Genomic DNA, 15,795 nt, shown 5'->3' on the forward strand with positions numbered 1-15,795 from the left:
GTCTGCTGCGCGCCCTGCTGCTGACGGCGGCGTTGCTGCCCGCTCCCGTGCTTGCACAGGACCGGGCGCAGACGCTGGCCGATATCCGCACCGAGCTCACCGCGCTGAACGCCGAGTTCAACGCGCTCAAGCAGGAGCTGGTCAGCACCGGCGCGGTGCAGAGCGGCAGCGCCGGGGGCTCGGCGCTGCAGCGGATGGACACGATGGAGGCGGCGATCACCACGCTGACCGCCAAGGCCGAAGAGCTGGAGCTGCGGCTGAACCGGTTGGTGGCCGACGGCACCAACCGGCTCGGCGATCTGGAATTCCGGCTCTGCGAGATGGAAGAAGGCTGCGACATCGGCGCCATCGGCCAGACCGCCCCGATCGGCGGCGCTGCCGGTGCGCCCGCCGCCCCTGCCGTGAGCCCCACGCCTGCGCCCGCTCCCGGCGGGGCCGAACTTGCCATCAGCGAACAAGCCGACTTTGACCGGGCCAAGGAGGTGCTCGGTCAAGGTGACTTTCGCACCGCCGCTGACCTCCTTGCGACCTTTGCCACGACCTACACGGGTGGCCCCCTGACCTACGAGGCGCATTTCCTGCGCGGCGAGGCCCTGAGCCAGCTCGGCGAGACGGCCAATGCCGCGCGCGCCTATCTGGAAAGCTTCTCGGGCGAGCCGGACGGCCCGCGTGCGCCCGAGGCCCTGCTGAAGCTGGGGCAGGCGCTCGGCCAGCTGGGCCAGACGCCCGAGGCCTGCGTGACGCTGACCGAGGTCGGGGTGCGCTTTCCCGGCAATCCCTCGGCACAGGCGGCGGCAACGGCGATGCAGGGGCTCGGCTGTTCCTGATGCCGGCGCCGCTGCTCGAGCGGTTCCTTCAAGGCCCGGGACTGGCGGAAGCGCCGGTCCTGGGCCTTGGCGTTTCCGGGGGCAGCGATTCCCTCGGGCTGCTGCATCTGGCGGTCGAGGCGGGCCTGACCTGCCGTGCCGTGACGGTCGATCATGGGCTGCGGCCCGAGGCGGCGGCGGAGGCCGAGACTGTGGCGCGGATCTGCGCCGGGCTCGGCGTGCCGCATGCGGTGCTGCGATGGCAGGGCTGGGATCGGCGCGGCAATCTGCAGGATCAGGCGCGACGCGCGCGCTACCGGCTGATCGCCGACTGGGCGCTGGCGCATAGTATCGGCGCGGTGGCGCTTGGGCATACCGAGGACGATCTGGCCGAGACCTTCCTTCTGCGGCTGGCGCGAGGCGCGGGGGTGGACGGGCTCGCGGCGATGCAGGCGCGGCGGCTCCATCTTGGCGTGACATGGCTGCGCCCGCTGCTGGGCTGCGCGCGCGCCGAGCTGCGCGCCGATCTCGTGGCGCGGGGCGTGGTCTGGGCCGATGACCCCTCCAACGACAATCCCGCCTTCGACCGGGTGCGGATGCGGCAGGCGATGGTCGGGCTTGCCGAACTGGGTCTGGGGCCGGAGCGGCTGGCCGGGGTGGCGGGCCATCTGGCCGAGGTGCGCGAGGCCCTGGAGGCGACGATGCTCGAGGCCGCGCGGCGCCTTGCGCGGATCGATGCTGGCGATGTGCTGCTGGCTCCGGCGGTCTTCGATCTGCCCGCCGAGATCCTGCGCCGGCTGCTGCTGCAGGCTCTCGCATTCGTGTCCTCGGCGGAATACGGCCCACGCGGCCCGGCGCTGCAGCGGGCGACAACGCTGCTGCGCGCAGGCAGGCCGGTGACGCTGCACGGCTGCCGGATGCTGCCGGGCCGCGACGGCCTGCGCATCTGCCGCGAGGCGCGGGCCGTGGCAGGCTGCGTCGCCGCCTCTGACGCGCTCTGGGACGGGCGCTGGCGGCTGAGGGGGCCGCAAAACAACGGGTTGGAGATCAGGAGTCTCGGGACCGAGGGTCTTGCCGCCTGCAAGGATTGGCGCGCCACGGGCCGCCCACGGGCCAGCCTCATCGCCTCTCCCGCCGTCTGGCAGGGCGACCGGCTGGTGGCGGCGCCGCTGGCGGGTGCGGACAATGGCTGGAGCGCCGAAACCGAAAGATTGCAAGAAGCCTTTTTTCTTTCTGTTTTATCGCATTGAACCCCCCGTGCTATTGTCTACATTATGCGCAACGCTGCGGCCCGGTCCGCGGAGAGCCACCGCAAGGAGACCATTCGTGGGTAACGCACGGAACATCGCATTCTGGGTTGTCCTGTTTTTGCTGATACTGGCGCTGTTCAACCTGTTCAGCGGCGGCCAGACAACCGGCAATTCCCGCACCATCTCCTATTCGGACTTCATCGAACGGGTGGACAACGGCGATGTCGCCTCGGTGACGCTGGACGGCGAGCGGGTGCTGATCCGCGGCAAGGACGGAACGCAATACGTCTCGATCAAGCCCGCGGGCGAGGAGGTCACCGATCGGCTGATCTCCAAGGACGTCGAGGTGCGCGCCGAGGCGCAGGAACAGTCGGGCTTCTTCTCGCTGATCTCGCTCTGGCTGCCGTTCCTCGTGCTGATCGGCATCTGGATCTTCTTCATGAACCGGATGCAGGGCGGCGGGCGTGGCGGCGCCATGGGGTTCGGCAAGAGCCGGGCAAAGCTGCTGACCGAAAAGCATGGCCGCGTGACCTTCGATGACGTGGCCGGCATCGACGAGGCCAAGGAAGAGCTGGAGGAGATCGTCGAATTCCTGCGCAACCCGCAGAAGTTCAGCCGCCTCGGCGGCAAGATCCCGAAGGGCGCGCTGCTGGTCGGCCCGCCCGGCACCGGCAAGACGCTGCTGGCCCGCGCCATCGCGGGGGAGGCGGGCGTGCCGTTCTTCACCATCTCGGGTTCCGACTTCGTGGAAATGTTCGTCGGTGTGGGTGCTTCCCGTGTCCGCGACATGTTCGAGCAGGCCAAGAAGAATGCGCCCTGCATCGTCTTCATCGACGAGATCGACGCCGTGGGCCGTGCCCGTGGCGTGGGCATCGGCGGCGGCAACGACGAACGCGAGCAGACGCTGAACCAGCTTCTGGTCGAGATGGACGGGTTCGAGGCCAACGAGGGCGTGATCATCGTCGCCGCGACCAACCGCAAGGATGTGCTCGACCCGGCGCTGCTGCGCCCGGGCCGCTTCGACCGCACGATCCATGTGCCGAACCCCGATATCAAGGGCCGCGAGAAGATCCTTGGCGTCCATGCCCGCAAGGTGCCGCTAGGCCCCAACGTCGACCTGCGCCTGATCGCGCGCGGCACGCCGGGTTTCTCGGGCGCCGACCTGATGAACCTTGTCAACGAGGCGGCGCTGCTTGCCGCCCGCGTCGGCCGCCGCTTTGTCACCATGGACGATTTCGAGAATGCCAAGGACAAGGTGATGATGGGGGCCGAGCGCCGTTCCATGGTGCTGACGGCCGACCAGAAGGAAAAGACCGCCTATCACGAGGCCGGTCACGCCATCGTCGGCATCAACATGCCGAAATGCGACCCGGTCTACAAAGCAACGATCATCCCGCGCGGCGGCGCTCTGGGCATGGTCGTCAGCCTGCCCGAGATGGACCGGCTGAACATGCACAAGGACGAGGGCAAGCAGAAGATCGCCATGACCATGGCGGGCAAGGCGGCCGAGATCATCAAGTATGGCGAGGAAGGCGTCTCCTCCGGCCCCGCTGGCGACATCCAGCAGGCCTCGGCTCTGGCCCGGGCGATGGTGATGCGCTGGGGCATGTCCGACGCCATCGGCAACATTGACTATGCCGAGGCGCATGAAGGTTATCAGGGCAACACCGCCGGTTTCTCGGTCTCGGCAGAGACCAAGAAGATGATCGAAACCGAGGTGAAGAACCTGATCGACGAGGGCTATCAGACCGCCTACCGCATCCTCACCGACAAGGCCGACGACTTCGAGCGTCTGGCCAAGGGGCTTCTGGAATACGAAACCCTGACCGGCGACCAGATCCGGCGGGTCATCGCGGGCGAGAAGCTGGAAGACGACGAGGACGACAAGCCCTCGGTCGGCGGCGGCAGCATCGCCTCGATCCCGAAGACCAAGCCCAAGGTCATCAAGGCCGACGGCGGGTTCGAACCGACGGCCTGACGTGGCGGACGTGACGAAGGACTGGAACCCCGAAACCTACGCAAGGTTTCGGGGTTTGCGTTTGCGCCCCGCACTTGATCTGCTGGCGCAGGTCGGCGCGCTGCCCAAGGGCGCAGTGGTCGACCTCGGCTGCGGCGATGGTGCGGTGGGCCCGGCGCTGGCGCTGCGTTACCCCGACCGGCAGCGGATCGGGGTGGATGCCTCGCCCACCATGCTGGACCGGGCACGGCAGGGCGGCAGCTATGACGGGCTGGTCGAGGCTGACGCCGCGCTGTGGCAGGCCGAGGCGCCGCCCGCGCTGATCTTCTCCAACGCCGCGCTGCAATGGCTGCCGGATCACGACCGGCTGCTGCCCCGGCTTGCAGGCCTCTTGGCCCCGGGTGGCGTCCTCGCCGTGCAGATGCCGCGGCAGGGCAGTGCGCCCTCGCACCGTTTCCTGCGCGACATCGCCGCTTCGCTCTTCCCCGACCGTTTCGACGCCGGGCCGGAGGAGCCGCGGGTGCGCCCCGCCGCGCAATACTGGCAGCTCCTCGCCCCTCTCGGCGAGGTGCAGGCCTGGGAGACGGAATATGTCCAGCGGCTGGAGCCTGCGGGCGAGGCACATCCGGTGCGCCGCTTCACCGAGTCGACGGCGATGCGGCCCTATCTTGCAAAACTGACCGTGGCGGAGAGCGACGCCTTTCTTGCCGCCTATGACACGGCGTTGGCCTCGGCCTATCCGCTCCTGCCCGATTGCGGGGCGATCTTCCCCTTCCGCCGCTGCTTCTTCACCCTGAAGGTCTGACCCATGCCCGCGCTGATCCCGACCGCCTTCTCTGGCCTCATCACCTGGCTCGGCACCGTGCCTGACCGCGAGGCGGCGCTGGAGGCGACACCGCGCGAGGCGCTAGTAGCGCGGTTCGAGGGGCCGGAGGACGAGGCGCATGGCGGGCTCACCCGCCCCTCCTGCAGCCGGGTGCTGAAGCTCTACAAGCGCAACACGCCGATCCGCAACACGCGGCAGTTCTCGATCCTCTCTGCGGAGGATCTCGCGGCGACCGCGGCGGCGATGGGGCTGGACCGGCTCGACCCGGCGCTGCTGGGGGCCACCATGGTGATCGAGGGCATTCCCGATCTCTCGCATCTGCCACCCTCGTCGCGGCTGCAGGCCGATGGCGGGGCGACGCTGGTGGTGGATATGGAGAACCGGCCCTGCGTGCTGCCGGCCAAGCCGATCGAGGCGGCGCATCCGGGCTTTGGCAAGCGCTTCAAGACCGCTGCCAAGGGCCGCCGCGGCATCACCGCCTGGGTGGAGGCCGAGGGGATGTTGCGGCTCGGCCAGCGCATCGTGCTGCATGTGCCCGACCAGCCGGTCTGGCCGCATCTCGACGCCGCGCGGCAGGGGCGGGCGGCGACAGAATTGTAACGCTTCCGTGACAAGCCGCCTTGGGCGGTTCTCCTGCCCGACCCTCTCCGATACTAGCCGTCTCGGAGAGATCGATGCGGCATTTGCAACCTGTTACCATTCTGGCGCTGACGGCGACGCTGACGCTGATCTTGCTGGGCTGGGATCTGATCTTCATCGACGGGATCGAGCCCTACTTCAAGGAAGGCGTCGGGATCGAGCGGGTCACCGTGCTGCTCTTGCTCTGGGCCTTCGTGCTGCTGATCGCGCGGCTCGGCCTGCGCCGCAGCCTGAGCGAATGGCAACTGGCGCTGGCGCTCTTTCTCATGGCGCTGCGCGAGCTCGACTTCGACAAGCGCTTCACCGACGAGGGGCTGCTGAAGCTGCGCTACTACACCTCGCCAGATCTGCCGAGCCACAAGCTCGCCGGGATCGGGGTGATGCTGGTGCTCGCGCTGATGCTCTACCGGCTGGCGCGGCGCAACCTGCGGCCCTGGCTCGCGAGGCTGCGGCAGCGCGATCTTTCTGCCTGGCTGGTGGCGGGGGCCGGGCTGGCCGGGGTGGTCGCCAAATCCATCGACGGGTTGGGGCGCAAGCTCGCCCCCTTCGGCATCGAGCTGCCCGAGATCGTCGGTCGCCGCGCCGGACGGATCGAGGAACTGCTGGAACTGGTCTTCGTCATGCTGCTGATCCAGGCCATCGCCCTTGCCTCGGGCGCGGCCTCCAGCCGGTCCGCCGCCTGATTTCTGGTTGCGTCAGGCCCTTTGCGGGTTACACCGGAAGGCGGACGCCTGCGGCCAGCGAGGAGGAAGCGCATGAGTGTTGCGACGGATATCGAGATCGCCCGCCAAGCCCGGAAACTGCCGATCCTCGAGATCGGCGCCCGGCTCGGCATCCCGCCCGAGGACCTGGTGCCCTATGGCCATGACAAGGCCAAGGTGGCGCAGCCCTTCATCCGCAGCCTCGCTGACCGGCCCGACGGCAAGCTGATCCTCGTCACCGCGATCAACCCGACACCTGCGGGCGAGGGCAAGACCACAACCACCGTGGGTCTGGGCGACGGGCTGAACCGGATCGGCAAGAAGGCGGTGATCTGCATCCGCGAAGCCTCGCTCGGCCCCAATTTCGGCATGAAGGGCGGCGCTGCCGGGGGTGGGCGGGCGCAGGTCGTGCCGATGGAAGAGATGAACCTGCATTTCACCGGCGACTTCCACGCCATCACCGCAGCGCACAACCTGCTGGCGGCGATGATCGACAATCACATCTACTGGGGCAACGCGCTGGAGATCGACGCCCGCCGCATCGTCTGGCGCCGGGTGATGGACATGAACGACCGCGCGTTGCGCGACATCGTGGTGAACCTCGGCGGCGTGTCGAACGGCTTCCCGCGCCAGACCGGCTTCGACATCACCGTGGCGTCCGAGGTCATGGCGATCCTCTGCCTCGCCCGCGACCTCGACGATCTGGAGCGGCGTCTGGGCGACATCGTCGTGGCCTATCGCCGCGACCGCACGCCGGTCTTCTGCCGCGACCTGAAGGCCGATGGTGCGATGACGGTGCTTCTGAAGGACGCGATGCAGCCCAACCTCGTGCAGACGCTGGAGAACAATCCGGCCTTCGTTCACGGCGGCCCCTTCGCCAATATCGCCCATGGCTGCAACTCGGTGATCGCCACCACCACGGCGCTGAAACTCGGCGACTATGTGGTGACCGAGGCGGGTTTCGGCGCCGATCTGGGCGCGGAGAAGTTCTTCGACATCAAGTGCCGCAAGGCCGGGTTGATGCCCTCGGCCGCGGTGATCGTGGCGACGGTGCGGGCGATGAAGATGAACGGCGGCGTGGCCAAGGCCGATCTCGGCGCGGAGAACGTCGCGGCGGTGCGGCAGGGTTGCGCCAATCTCGGGCGGCACATCGCCAACACCAAGGGCTTCGGCATCCCCGTGGTGGTGGCGCTGAACCATTTCACCGGCGACACCGAGGCCGAACTGGCGGCGGTGAAGGCCTATGTGGCCGAGCAGGGCGCCGAGGCGATCCTGTGCAGGCACTGGGCCGAAGGCTCTGCCGGGATCGAGGATCTGGCGCACAAGGTGGTGGAACTTGCCGACCACCCGTCGAACTTCGCCCCGCTCTATCCCGACGCGATGCCGCTCTTCGAGAAGATGGAGACCATCGCCAAGCGCATCTACCATGCCGACGAGGTGATCGCGGATCACACGATCCACGACCAGCTGCGCCAATGGGAAGAGGCGGGTTACGGCCACCTGCCGGTCTGCATGGCCAAGACCCAATACAGCTTCACCACCGACGCCAATGTGCGCGGCGCGCCCACGGGCCACGCCATCCCGGTGCGCGAGGTGCGGCTCTCGGCGGGGGCGGGGTTCGTGGTGGCAATCTGCGGGGAAATCATGACGATGCCCGGCCTGCCGCGCGAGCCTTCGGCAGAGGTGATCCGGCTGAACGCGGCGGGGCAGGTCGAGGGGCTGTTCTGACCTGCGCGTTTCATCCTCTTGACCTCGCGTCTGCGGCGTCCATAACGCTGCAGGTGCGAGACGTAAGGATGATGCCGTGAAAGCTCCCAACGAATGCCACTCGATGCAGGACCTGCGTGACGAGATCGACGCATTGGATGCCGAAATTGTCGCAGCCTTCGCGCGCCGGGCAGAATACATCGACCGTGCGATCGAGCTGAAGCCGTCGGAAGGCATGGCGGCCCGGGTCGATGCCCGCGTCGAGGAAGTGGTGCGGAATGTGCGGGTGCGGGCGATGGCCGAAGGGCTCGATCCCGCGCTGGTGGAAAGCCTCTGGCGGCAGCTGATCGAGTGGTCGATTGCCCGCGAGGAGGAGGTGCTCGGGCCGGAGGGCCCCACGGGGGATTGAATGACGGCAGAGGTGATCGACGGCAAGGCATTCGCGGCGCGGGTGCGGGGTGAGGTGGCGACCCATGTCGCCCGGCTGAAGGCCGAGACGGGCAAGGTGCCCGGACTGGCGGTGGTGCTGGTGGGCGAAGACCCGGCGAGTCAGGTCTATGTCGGCGCCAAGGGCAAGCAGACGGTCGAGGTCGGCATGGCCTCCTTCGAGCATCGCCTCCCGGCCGAGACTTCCGAAGCCGATCTTCTGGCGCTGATCGACCGGCTGAACCGCGATCCCGAGGTGCATGGCATCCTCGTGCAGCTGCCGCTGCCGCCGCATCTGAACTCCGATCTGGTGATCAACGCGCTCGATCCGGCCAAGGATGTCGATGGCTTCCACATCTCGAACGTCGGCCGGCTCGGCACCGGGCAGAAGAGCATGGTGCCCTGCACGCCGCTTGGCTGCCTGATGATGCTGCGCGACCATCACGGCTCGCTCTCCGGGCTGACGGCGGTGGTCGTGGGCCGCTCCAACATCGTCGGCAAGCCCATGGCGCAGCTTCTGCTGGGCGACAGCTGCACCGTGACCATCGCCCATTCCCGCACAAAGGATCTGGCCGCCGTCTGCCGCACGGCGGATATTCTGGTGGCGGCGGTGGGCAAGGCCGAGATGATCCCCGGCGACTGGGTGAAGCCCGGCGCGACGGTGATCGACGTCGGCATCAACCGGATCGAGCGCGACGGCAAGAAGAAGCTCGTGGGTGACGTGCATTACCCCAGCGCTGCCGAGGTGGCCGGGGCGATCACCCCGGTGCCCGGTGGCGTCGGGCCGATGACCATCGCCTGTCTTCTGGCCAATACCCTCACCGCCTTCTGCCGCGCGCAGGGGCTGGCGGAGCCGCAGGGCCTCACCGCCTGATCGGGCTGCGTCACTCGGCATAGTTGTTTCAGGGGCCTCCGGGCTGATAGCGATCCGTCAGGGTCCTGTCAGATGCCGGAGGCTCATGTCGTCCTTTCCCCGCAGATACGCCGCCGCCCTCGGTCAGCCGCTGCTCTGGCTCGGCTGGGCGCTCCTGTCGCTGGCGCTGGCGCTGGCCGGGCCCTTCGGCAGCTACCGCGCCCTGCCGCTGCCGCAGGGACTTCTGATGTGGAGCGTGCTGGTCGGGCTCATCCTGCTGGCAGGGCTGGCGCTGCGCGCCTGGCTCTGCGCGCCGGGCAGGGGGGCGGGGCGGCTCGGCGGGCTGGTGGTGGCGGCGACGCTCTTCGGCGCGCTGGCGGCGCCGGTCTGGCTGCTGATCCGCCTCGGGCTGCGCGACATGACGCCGCCGCCGCGCTTTGCCGAGGTGGCGGGCGTGGTGTTCTGCACCGCGCTCGCCCTCGTGCTCCTGGGCTGCGGCCCGGCCCCCGCCGCCGACGGCAGACCCAAGCTGCTCAGGCGGCTGCCGCCGAACCGACAAGGCGATCTGATCTCGATTTCGGTGCGCGGCCATTACCTCGACGTGGTGACCAGCGCAGGCACCGCGAGCGTGCTGCTGCGCTTCTCGGATGCGATCGACGAGACTTCGGGCGTGCCGGGCGACCAGATCCACCGCTCGCATTGGGTGGCCTGGGAGGCGGTGCGCGGGGTGGCGCGGATCGAAGGGCGGGTGCTTCTGACCATGGCCGACGGCGCGCGCCTGCCGGTCAGCCGGGCTCACCTGGCGAAGCTGGAGAACCGGGGCCTGATCTGAGGGGCTGTGCGCGGCATCGGCAGGGGCAGGGCGCGTCTGCCAGTGAGGATCGCCAGCGCCCCCGGCGCCATCAGGTCGCAGAGCGCGGGTTCGTGGCAGAACATCCCGCCCGTGTAGGCGCCATAGGCCGGCAGGATCAGCCGCGCGGTGTCGAGCAGGAAGCAGGGATGCGCCTTGCCCGCCAGCCTGACCTTGGGGTGGAAATGGCCCGAGATCTCCGGCTCGGGCCGTTCCGCCACATGCCGGAAGCTGAGTGGCCCCAGCGCCACCTCGCGCCGGTGGCTGCCGCCGTAGTCCACCGGGGCCGGATCATGGTTGCCCAGGATCCACGTCCATTCCCGCCCCGCCATCAGCCGCAGCAGCCAGAGCCGCTCGTCTTCCGGCAGCGCCTCGGCGGCAGTCAGATCGTCGAAACTGTCGCCGAGGCAGATCACCTCCGCCGCCCCCGTCGCCTCCAGATCGGCATCGAGCCGGGTGAGGGTGGCCCGGGTCTCGTAGGGCGGCAGCAGCGTGCCGCCGCGCCGGGCGATGCGCTCGGCCTTGCCCAGATGCAGGTCGCTGACACAGAGAAGCGCCCGCTCCGGCCAGAACAACGCACCGGAGGGCAGGGCGACCAGCGGCACGCCGGCGAGGAGAAAACGATAGCCGTTCATGGCCTGTTCTTCCCCGATCCGCCACCGTTCCGCAAGACCCCTGCGCGGCCCGGGCCTCAGCCCAGCCCGGCCGCCGCCATCAGCGCCTCGGCGGCCTCGGCCACCAGCCGCTCGCGCGCGACGCCCTCCACCGGCACCCGGCCCATCTCGAGGAACAGCGGTGCCGCCAGCGGCGTCACCCGGTTCAGCCTGATGGTGTCGATCCGGCCGTCGATCCGCCCCAGCATCTCCTCGATCCGCCCAAAATCCACCAGCCCGCGCTCGGCCTCCTCGCGGGTGATCTGCAGCATCAGGTGGCCGGGATCGTGCCGCAGCAGCGTGTCATAGAGGATGTCCGAGGAAAACGTCGCCTGCCGCCCCGACTTCCGCCGCCCCATATGGGTGCGCTCGATCAACCCCGAGATGATAGCGGCGTTGCGGAAAGTGCGTTTCATCACCGCATTGCCGGCAAGCCAGGTCTCCAGCCCGTCGCGCAGCGCCTCCAGATCGAAAAGCGGCGCCGGGTCGGTCACCGCCTCCAGCCCCCAGATCAGCGTGGCGTAATCGGTGGCGACGAAGCCGAGCGGCGCCAGCTGCGCCTCCTCCATGCGCTTGGTCAGCAGAAGCCCCAGCGTCTGCTGCGCATTGCGCCCGGCAAAGCCGTAGATGCAGAGATGCTCGCGCCCGTCATGCGGAAAGCTTTCCACCAGCAGCCGGTCGGGCTCCGGCAGGCGCGAGACCTCGCGTTGCAGCGACAGCCACTCGGCGGTGTGGCGCGGCAGTTGCGGCCAGCGCTCCTGCTGGAAGATGGTCAGGATGCGCTGGGTCAGCAGGGTGGAGGTGGCAAATTTCGTGCCCATGAAGGTGGCGATGCGCGGCTCCCGCCCCGGGTTGCGGCTGACCTCGACGGTCAGCTCGTGCAGCCCCTCGTAGCGCACCACCTGACCGCCCATCAGGAAGGTATCGCCTTGCGTCAGCGTCGCGGCGAAGCCTTCCTCGATCTCGCCCAGGGGCATCCCGCCCCGGCCCTTCATCCGCACCTTCAGCGTCTCGGTGTCGATGATCGTGCCGATGTTCATCCGGATCACCTGCGTCGCCCGCGGGTCGCGCAGTTGCCACTTGCCATTTCGCAACATCAGCCGCTGCCAACGGTCATAGGCGCGCAGGGCGTAGCCCCCGGTTGCTACGAAATCCAGACAATCGTCGAAGGCGGCGCGGCTGAGCGCGGCATAGGGCCCCGCCGTCGTCACCTCGGCATAGAGGTCGTCCGCCTCGAAGGGGGCGGAGGCCGCGGCGATCAGGATGTGCTGGCAGAGCACGTCGCGCGGCCCCGGCCCCCGCGGCTCGCCGTCGAGCGTATGGGCCAGCACCGCCTCCAGCGCCGCCACGCATTCCACCACCTCGAAACGGTTGGCAGGCACCAGCAGCGCCTTGGAGGGCGCGTTGTAGCGGTGGTTCGCCCGCCCGATCCGCTGCACCAGCCGCTTCACGTTCTTCGGCGCGCCGACCTGGATCACCAGATCCACGTCGCCCCAGTCAATCCCCAGATCGAGCGAGCCGGTGCAGACGATGGCGCGCAGCTGCCCCGCCACCATCGCCGCCTCCACCCGCTCGCGCTGCTCGCGCGACAGCGAGCCGTGGTGGATGCCGATCGGCAGATCCTCGAGGTTCTGCAGCCAGAGCTCGTGAAAGAAGATCTCGGCCTGCGCCCGCGTGTTGTGGAAGATCAGCGTGGTCTTGTGCCGCCGGACCTCTTCCAGGATCGCAGGGATCGCATAGCGCCCGCCATTGCCCGCCCAGGGCGGCGGGGCCTCGGTCTCGAGCATCGAGATGTCGGGATCGGGGCCGGGATCGGCCTCGAGGATGGCGCAGGGGTCGGGATGTCGGGCGAGAAAGCGCGCCAGCGCCGGCGGGTCTTCCACCGTGGCCGACAGCCCGACCCGGCGCAGCCCCGGCGCGAGCCGCTGCAACCGCGCGAGGCCCAGCATCAGCTGATCGCCGCGCTTCGACTCGGCCAGCGCATGGATCTCGTCGACGATCACCCGCTGCAGCCCGGCGAAGAGGCGCGGCGCATCCTCGTAGCTGAGCAGCAGCGCGAGGCTTTCCGGCGTGGTCAGCAGGATATGCGGCGGATCGGCCCGCTGGCGGCGGCGCTGGGTGTAGGAGGTGTCGCCGGTGCGGTCCTCGACCCGGATCGCAAGGCCCGCCCCTTCCAGCGGCGCGCGCAGGTTGCGCCGGATGTCGGCGGTCAGCGCCTTGAGCGGCGAAATGTAGAGCGTGTGCAAGCCGGAGGTCGGTTTCGCTCCCAGTTCGGCCAGCGTTGGCAGGAATCCGGCAAGTGTCTTGCCGCCGCCGGTGGGCGCGATCAACAGCGAGGCAGGCTCGGATGCGCGCTCCAGCATGGACAGCTGATGCGGGTGCAGCGCCCAGCCCTTGGCAGAGAACCAGTCGGTGAGGGAGGGGGGCAGGGCGAGCATGGCAGCAAGGTAGGGCGCCGCCCCGGCCGCGGGAAGGGCACGGCGCGCGGGGCGGCGCAATTTCCCTTGCTCTCGCGCAGGCCGCGACCTAACGCTTCTGTCATGAAAATTCTCTTCCTCGGCGATGTGATGGGCCGCGCGGGACGTGCGGCGGTGACGGAGCGGCTTCCCGGTCTCAGGACCGAATGGGGGCTCGATTTCGTCGTGGTGAATGGCGAAAACGCCAGCTCCGGCGCGGGGCTGACGCCCGATCACGCCAAGGCCCTGCTGGCGGCGGGCGCCGATTGCGTGACGTTGGGCGATCATGCCTTCGACCAGAAGGACATGCTGCAGTTCATCGAGCAGGAGCCGCGCATCATCCGCCCGCTGAACTATGCCAAGGGCGCCCCCGGCAAGGGCGCGCGACTGTTCACCGCGCAGGGCGGCCGCAAGGTGCTGGTGCTGCAGGCCTTGGGGCAGGTCTTCATGAAGCGGCCCTTCGACGATCCCTTCTCGGCGGTCGAGGCGGTGCTGAAGGCGCATCCGCTGGGCGGGCTGGCCAATGCCACGCTGGTCGACATGCATTGCGAGGCGACCTCGGAGAAGATGGCGATGGGCCATTGGTGCGACGGACGTGCCTCGGTCGTGGTGGGCACGCATACCCATGTGCCGACCGGCGATGCGCAGATCCTCGGCGGCGGGACGGCCTATCTGACCGATGCCGGGATGTGCGGCGACTACAATTCGGTGATCGGCATGGACAAGGCCGAACCCCTGCGCCGCTTCATCACCGGCATGCCGAAGGCCCGTTTCGAGCCTGCGGCGGGCCCGGCGACGCTGTCGGGCGTCTATGTCGAGACCGATGACCGGACGGGGCTTGCCAAGAAGGTGTCGATGATCCGGGTCGGCGGTCGGCTGCAGGAAGCGCGACCGTGACAGAGCGCTGGCGCTTCGTCGCAGTCCTGCTCGTGCTGGGCTTCGGCTGGGGCGTCACGCAACCCTTGGGCAAGATCGCCGTCTCGACCGGGCACCGGCATTTCGGGTTGATCTTCTGGCAGCTGGTGGTGGGGGTCGCCGTGCTGGGCGCGCTGGCGCTGGTGCAGCGCAAGCCCTTGCCGCTGAACGCAAAGACCTTGGGTTTCGCCGTGGTGATCGCGCTGATTGGCACGATCATCCCCAACTCCAGCTTCTATTACGCGGTGGCCGAGCTGCCGGCGGGCGTCATGTCGATCCTGATCTCCGCCGTGCCGCTTCTCGCCTTCCCGATCGCGCTGGCCTTGGGAATGGACAATTTCTCCAGGACGCGGCTCGCGGGACTGGTGTGCGGGCTGGTCGGTGTCGCTTTCATAGCGCTGCCGGGCGAGAGCCTGCCGTCACCCGCGCTGGCCGCCTATCTGCCGGTGGCGCTGATCGGGCCGCTGTTCTACGCGATGGAGGGCAACTACGTCGCGAAATTCGGCACGGCGGGGCTGGATGCGGTGCCGGCGATGTTTCTGGCCTCGGTGGTGGGCGCGGTGATCTGCCTGCCGCTGGCACTGGCCAGCGGGCAGTTCATCGACCCGTTCCGGCCCTGGGGGCAGGCCGAACTGGCGTTGGTGGCGGCCTCGACCGTGCATTGCCTTGTTTATACGGGATATGTCTGGCTCGCGGCGCAGGCGGGGGCGGTGTTTGCGGCGCAGACCTCCTATGTCGTGACCGGGGCGGGGGTGTTCTGGGCGATGGTGATGCTGGGCGAGCGCTTCAGCCTCTGGGTCTGGGCGGCGCTGGCGGCGATGCTCTTGGGGCTGTTTCTGGTGCAGCCGCGGCCCAAGCTGTTGGCGGTGCCGGCGGGCGGCGGGCTTGCAGGCCCCCCCGGCCCTTGTATATAGAGCCGCGACAGTCACGGGGAGACGGCTATGGCAGGCCATTCGAAATGGGCGAACATCCAGCATCGCAAGGGCAAGCAGGACAAGCTGCGCTCGAAGATGTTCTCGAAGCTGGCGAAGGAAATCACCGTCGCGGCCAAGATGGGCGATCCCGATCCCGAGAAGAACCCGCGTCTGCGGCTGGCGGTGAAGGCGGCGAAATCGGTGTCGATGCCGAAGGATGTCATTGAAAGGGCTATCAAAAAGTCCCAAGGTGGCGATGCGGCGGACTATACCGAGATCCGCTACGAGGGCTATGGCCCCGAGGGTATCGCGGTGATCGTCGAGGCGATGACCGACAACCTGAACCGCACCGCGTCGAACGTGCGCAGCTATTTCACCAAACATGGCGGCAACCTCGGCACCACCGGGTCGGTCAGCTTCATGTTCGACAAGGTGGGCGAGATCACCTATCCGGCGAGCGTCGGCGATGCCGATACGGTGATGATGGCGGCGCTGGAAGCCGGGGCAGATGATGTGGAATCCGACGAGGAAGGCCACTGGATCTATTGCTCGGACACGGCGCTGAACGACGTGACCGAGGCGCTGGAGAAGGCTCTGGGCGAAAGCGACGAGGCCAAGCTGGTCTGGCGCCCGCAGAACCGGACCAATGTCGATCTCGACACGGCAGTGAAGCTGATGAAGCTGATCGACGCTTTGGAAGAGGATGACGACGTGCAGACCGTCACCGGCAACTTCGACATTCCCGAGGATGTGGCGGCGAAACTCGACGCCTGAAACCGCGATGCACGGGTGATGCACATCCGATGCACAGGTCATGCAGACGAAACGGCCTCCGGTTCTCC

Annotated in this window: 15 protein-coding genes; 13 read left to right on the forward strand and 2 right to left on the reverse strand. The window is 68.4% G+C overall.

Translation table 11 applies throughout. The features are described 5' to 3' along the window. The first annotated feature begins 5 nt into the window (after nt 1-5). The 10 genes from ybgF (at nt 6) to AC3A5Z_RS04005 (ending at nt 9,997) form a co-directional block, all read left to right on the forward strand. Nucleotides 6-827 carry a tol-pal system protein YbgF gene (ybgF, locus tag AC3A5Z_RS03960; RefSeq protein WP_487518628.1) on the forward strand — a complete coding sequence of 274 codons (822 nt, stop codon included), beginning with the start codon at nt 6-8 and terminating at the stop codon, nt 825-827. Further along, the gene (gene tilS, locus AC3A5Z_RS03965; protein WP_487518078.1) at nt 827-2,056 is read left to right on the forward strand and encodes a tRNA lysidine(34) synthetase TilS; all 1,230 of its coding nucleotides are present in this window, start codon (nt 827-829) and stop codon (nt 2,054-2,056) included. Before ybgF ends, tilS begins: the two co-directional genes overlap by 1 nt. 76 nt (nt 2,057-2,132) lie before the next feature. Further along, entirely contained in the window at nt 2,133-4,034 is a 1,902-nt protein-coding gene (gene ftsH / locus AC3A5Z_RS03970) for an ATP-dependent zinc metalloprotease FtsH (RefSeq protein WP_487518079.1), read from the forward strand. A 10-nt stretch (nt 4,035-4,044) separates the two neighbouring features. Beyond that, on the forward strand, nt 4,045-4,818 hold the full coding sequence (locus tag AC3A5Z_RS03975; protein WP_487518629.1) for a methyltransferase domain-containing protein: 774 nt from the start codon (nt 4,045-4,047) through the stop codon (nt 4,816-4,818). Between the two features lie 3 nt (nt 4,819-4,821). After that, a complete protein-coding gene (locus tag AC3A5Z_RS03980) occupies nt 4,822-5,439 on the forward strand; it encodes an MOSC domain-containing protein (protein WP_487518080.1) in 618 nt (205 codons plus the stop codon). Nucleotides 5,440-5,513: 74 nt separating this feature from the next. Further along, nucleotides 5,514-6,161 (forward strand): hypothetical protein, encoded by a 648-nt coding sequence (locus AC3A5Z_RS03985; protein WP_487518081.1) that lies wholly within the window; start codon nt 5,514-5,516, stop codon nt 6,159-6,161. Nucleotides 6,162-6,233: 72 nt separating this feature from the next. Continuing rightward, the gene (locus AC3A5Z_RS03990) at nt 6,234-7,907 is read left to right on the forward strand and encodes a formate--tetrahydrofolate ligase (protein WP_487518082.1); all 1,674 of its coding nucleotides are present in this window, start codon (nt 6,234-6,236) and stop codon (nt 7,905-7,907) included. A gap of 76 nt (nt 7,908-7,983) precedes the next feature. Then, nucleotides 7,984-8,295, forward strand: coding sequence for a chorismate mutase (locus AC3A5Z_RS03995; protein ID WP_487518083.1), 312 nt, complete (start codon nt 7,984-7,986; stop codon nt 8,293-8,295). Then, nucleotides 8,296-9,186 (forward strand): bifunctional methylenetetrahydrofolate dehydrogenase/methenyltetrahydrofolate cyclohydrolase FolD, encoded by an 891-nt coding sequence (gene folD, locus AC3A5Z_RS04000; protein WP_487518084.1) that lies wholly within the window; start codon nt 8,296-8,298, stop codon nt 9,184-9,186. It begins immediately after the preceding gene. A gap of 85 nt (nt 9,187-9,271) precedes the next feature. Further along, nucleotides 9,272-9,997, forward strand: a complete 726-nt coding sequence (locus AC3A5Z_RS04005) for a LytTR family DNA-binding domain-containing protein (protein ID WP_487518085.1) — start codon at nt 9,272-9,274, stop codon at nt 9,995-9,997. On the opposite strand, the gene pdeM is transcribed toward AC3A5Z_RS04005, so the two are convergent. Together pdeM and AC3A5Z_RS04015 are read right to left on the reverse strand one after the other, a co-directional pair. Further along, nucleotides 9,961-10,650, reverse strand: coding sequence for a ligase-associated DNA damage response endonuclease PdeM (pdeM, locus tag AC3A5Z_RS04010; RefSeq protein ID WP_487518086.1), 690 nt, complete (start codon nt 10,648-10,650; stop codon nt 9,961-9,963). The genes AC3A5Z_RS04005 and pdeM overlap by 37 nt on opposite strands. A gap of 56 nt (nt 10,651-10,706) precedes the next feature. Further along, the gene (locus AC3A5Z_RS04015; protein WP_487518630.1) at nt 10,707-13,106 is read right to left on the reverse strand and encodes a ligase-associated DNA damage response DEXH box helicase; all 2,400 of its coding nucleotides are present in this window, start codon (nt 13,104-13,106) and stop codon (nt 10,707-10,709) included. A gap of 102 nt (nt 13,107-13,208) precedes the next feature. On the opposite strand from AC3A5Z_RS04015, the gene AC3A5Z_RS04020 reads away from it, so the two are divergent. The 3 genes from AC3A5Z_RS04020 to AC3A5Z_RS04030 are packed head-to-tail and all read left to right on the forward strand — an operon-like array spanning nt 13,209 to nt 15,727. Next, the gene (locus AC3A5Z_RS04020; protein ID WP_487518087.1) at nt 13,209-14,021 is read left to right on the forward strand and encodes a TIGR00282 family metallophosphoesterase; all 813 of its coding nucleotides are present in this window, start codon (nt 13,209-13,211) and stop codon (nt 14,019-14,021) included. Then, entirely contained in the window at nt 14,018-14,953 is a 936-nt protein-coding gene (locus AC3A5Z_RS04025) for a DMT family transporter (RefSeq protein WP_487518088.1), read from the forward strand. The genes AC3A5Z_RS04020 and AC3A5Z_RS04025 overlap by 4 nt, the downstream gene beginning before the upstream one ends. A 27-nt stretch (nt 14,954-14,980) precedes the next feature. Further along, on the forward strand, nt 14,981-15,727 hold the full coding sequence (locus AC3A5Z_RS04030; RefSeq protein ID WP_487518089.1) for a YebC/PmpR family DNA-binding transcriptional regulator: 747 nt from the start codon (nt 14,981-14,983) through the stop codon (nt 15,725-15,727). Nucleotides 15,728-15,795 lie beyond the last annotated feature (68 nt).

Source organism: Cereibacter sp. Soil_C_27 (assembly GCF_057657095.1).

Bases quoted from the DNA above. Each gene is read 5' to 3' on its own strand.
- tilS (WP_487518078.1), top strand. From the start codon at position 827: ATGCCGGCGCCGCTGCTCGAGCGGTTCCTTCAAGGCCCGGGACTGGCG.
- AC3A5Z_RS04005 (WP_487518085.1), top strand. From the start codon at position 9,272: ATGTCGTCCTTTCCCCGCAGATACGCCGCCGCCCTCGGTCAGCCGCTG.
- AC3A5Z_RS04020 (WP_487518087.1), top strand. From the start codon at position 13,209: ATGAAAATTCTCTTCCTCGGCGATGTGATGGGCCGCGCGGGACGTGCG.
- AC3A5Z_RS04030 (WP_487518089.1), top strand. From the start codon at position 14,981: ATGGCAGGCCATTCGAAATGGGCGAACATCCAGCATCGCAAGGGCAAG.
- AC3A5Z_RS04015 (WP_487518630.1), bottom strand. From the start codon at position 13,106: ATGCTCGCCCTGCCCCCCTCCCTCACCGACTGGTTCTCTGCCAAGGGC.
- pdeM (WP_487518086.1), bottom strand. From the start codon at position 10,650: ATGAACGGCTATCGTTTTCTCCTCGCCGGCGTGCCGCTGGTCGCCCTG.
- AC3A5Z_RS03980 (WP_487518080.1), top strand. From the start codon at position 4,822: ATGCCCGCGCTGATCCCGACCGCCTTCTCTGGCCTCATCACCTGGCTC.
- AC3A5Z_RS03990 (WP_487518082.1), top strand. From the start codon at position 6,234: ATGAGTGTTGCGACGGATATCGAGATCGCCCGCCAAGCCCGGAAACTG.
- AC3A5Z_RS03985 (WP_487518081.1), top strand. From the start codon at position 5,514: ATGCGGCATTTGCAACCTGTTACCATTCTGGCGCTGACGGCGACGCTG.
- folD (WP_487518084.1), top strand. From the start codon at position 8,296: ATGACGGCAGAGGTGATCGACGGCAAGGCATTCGCGGCGCGGGTGCGG.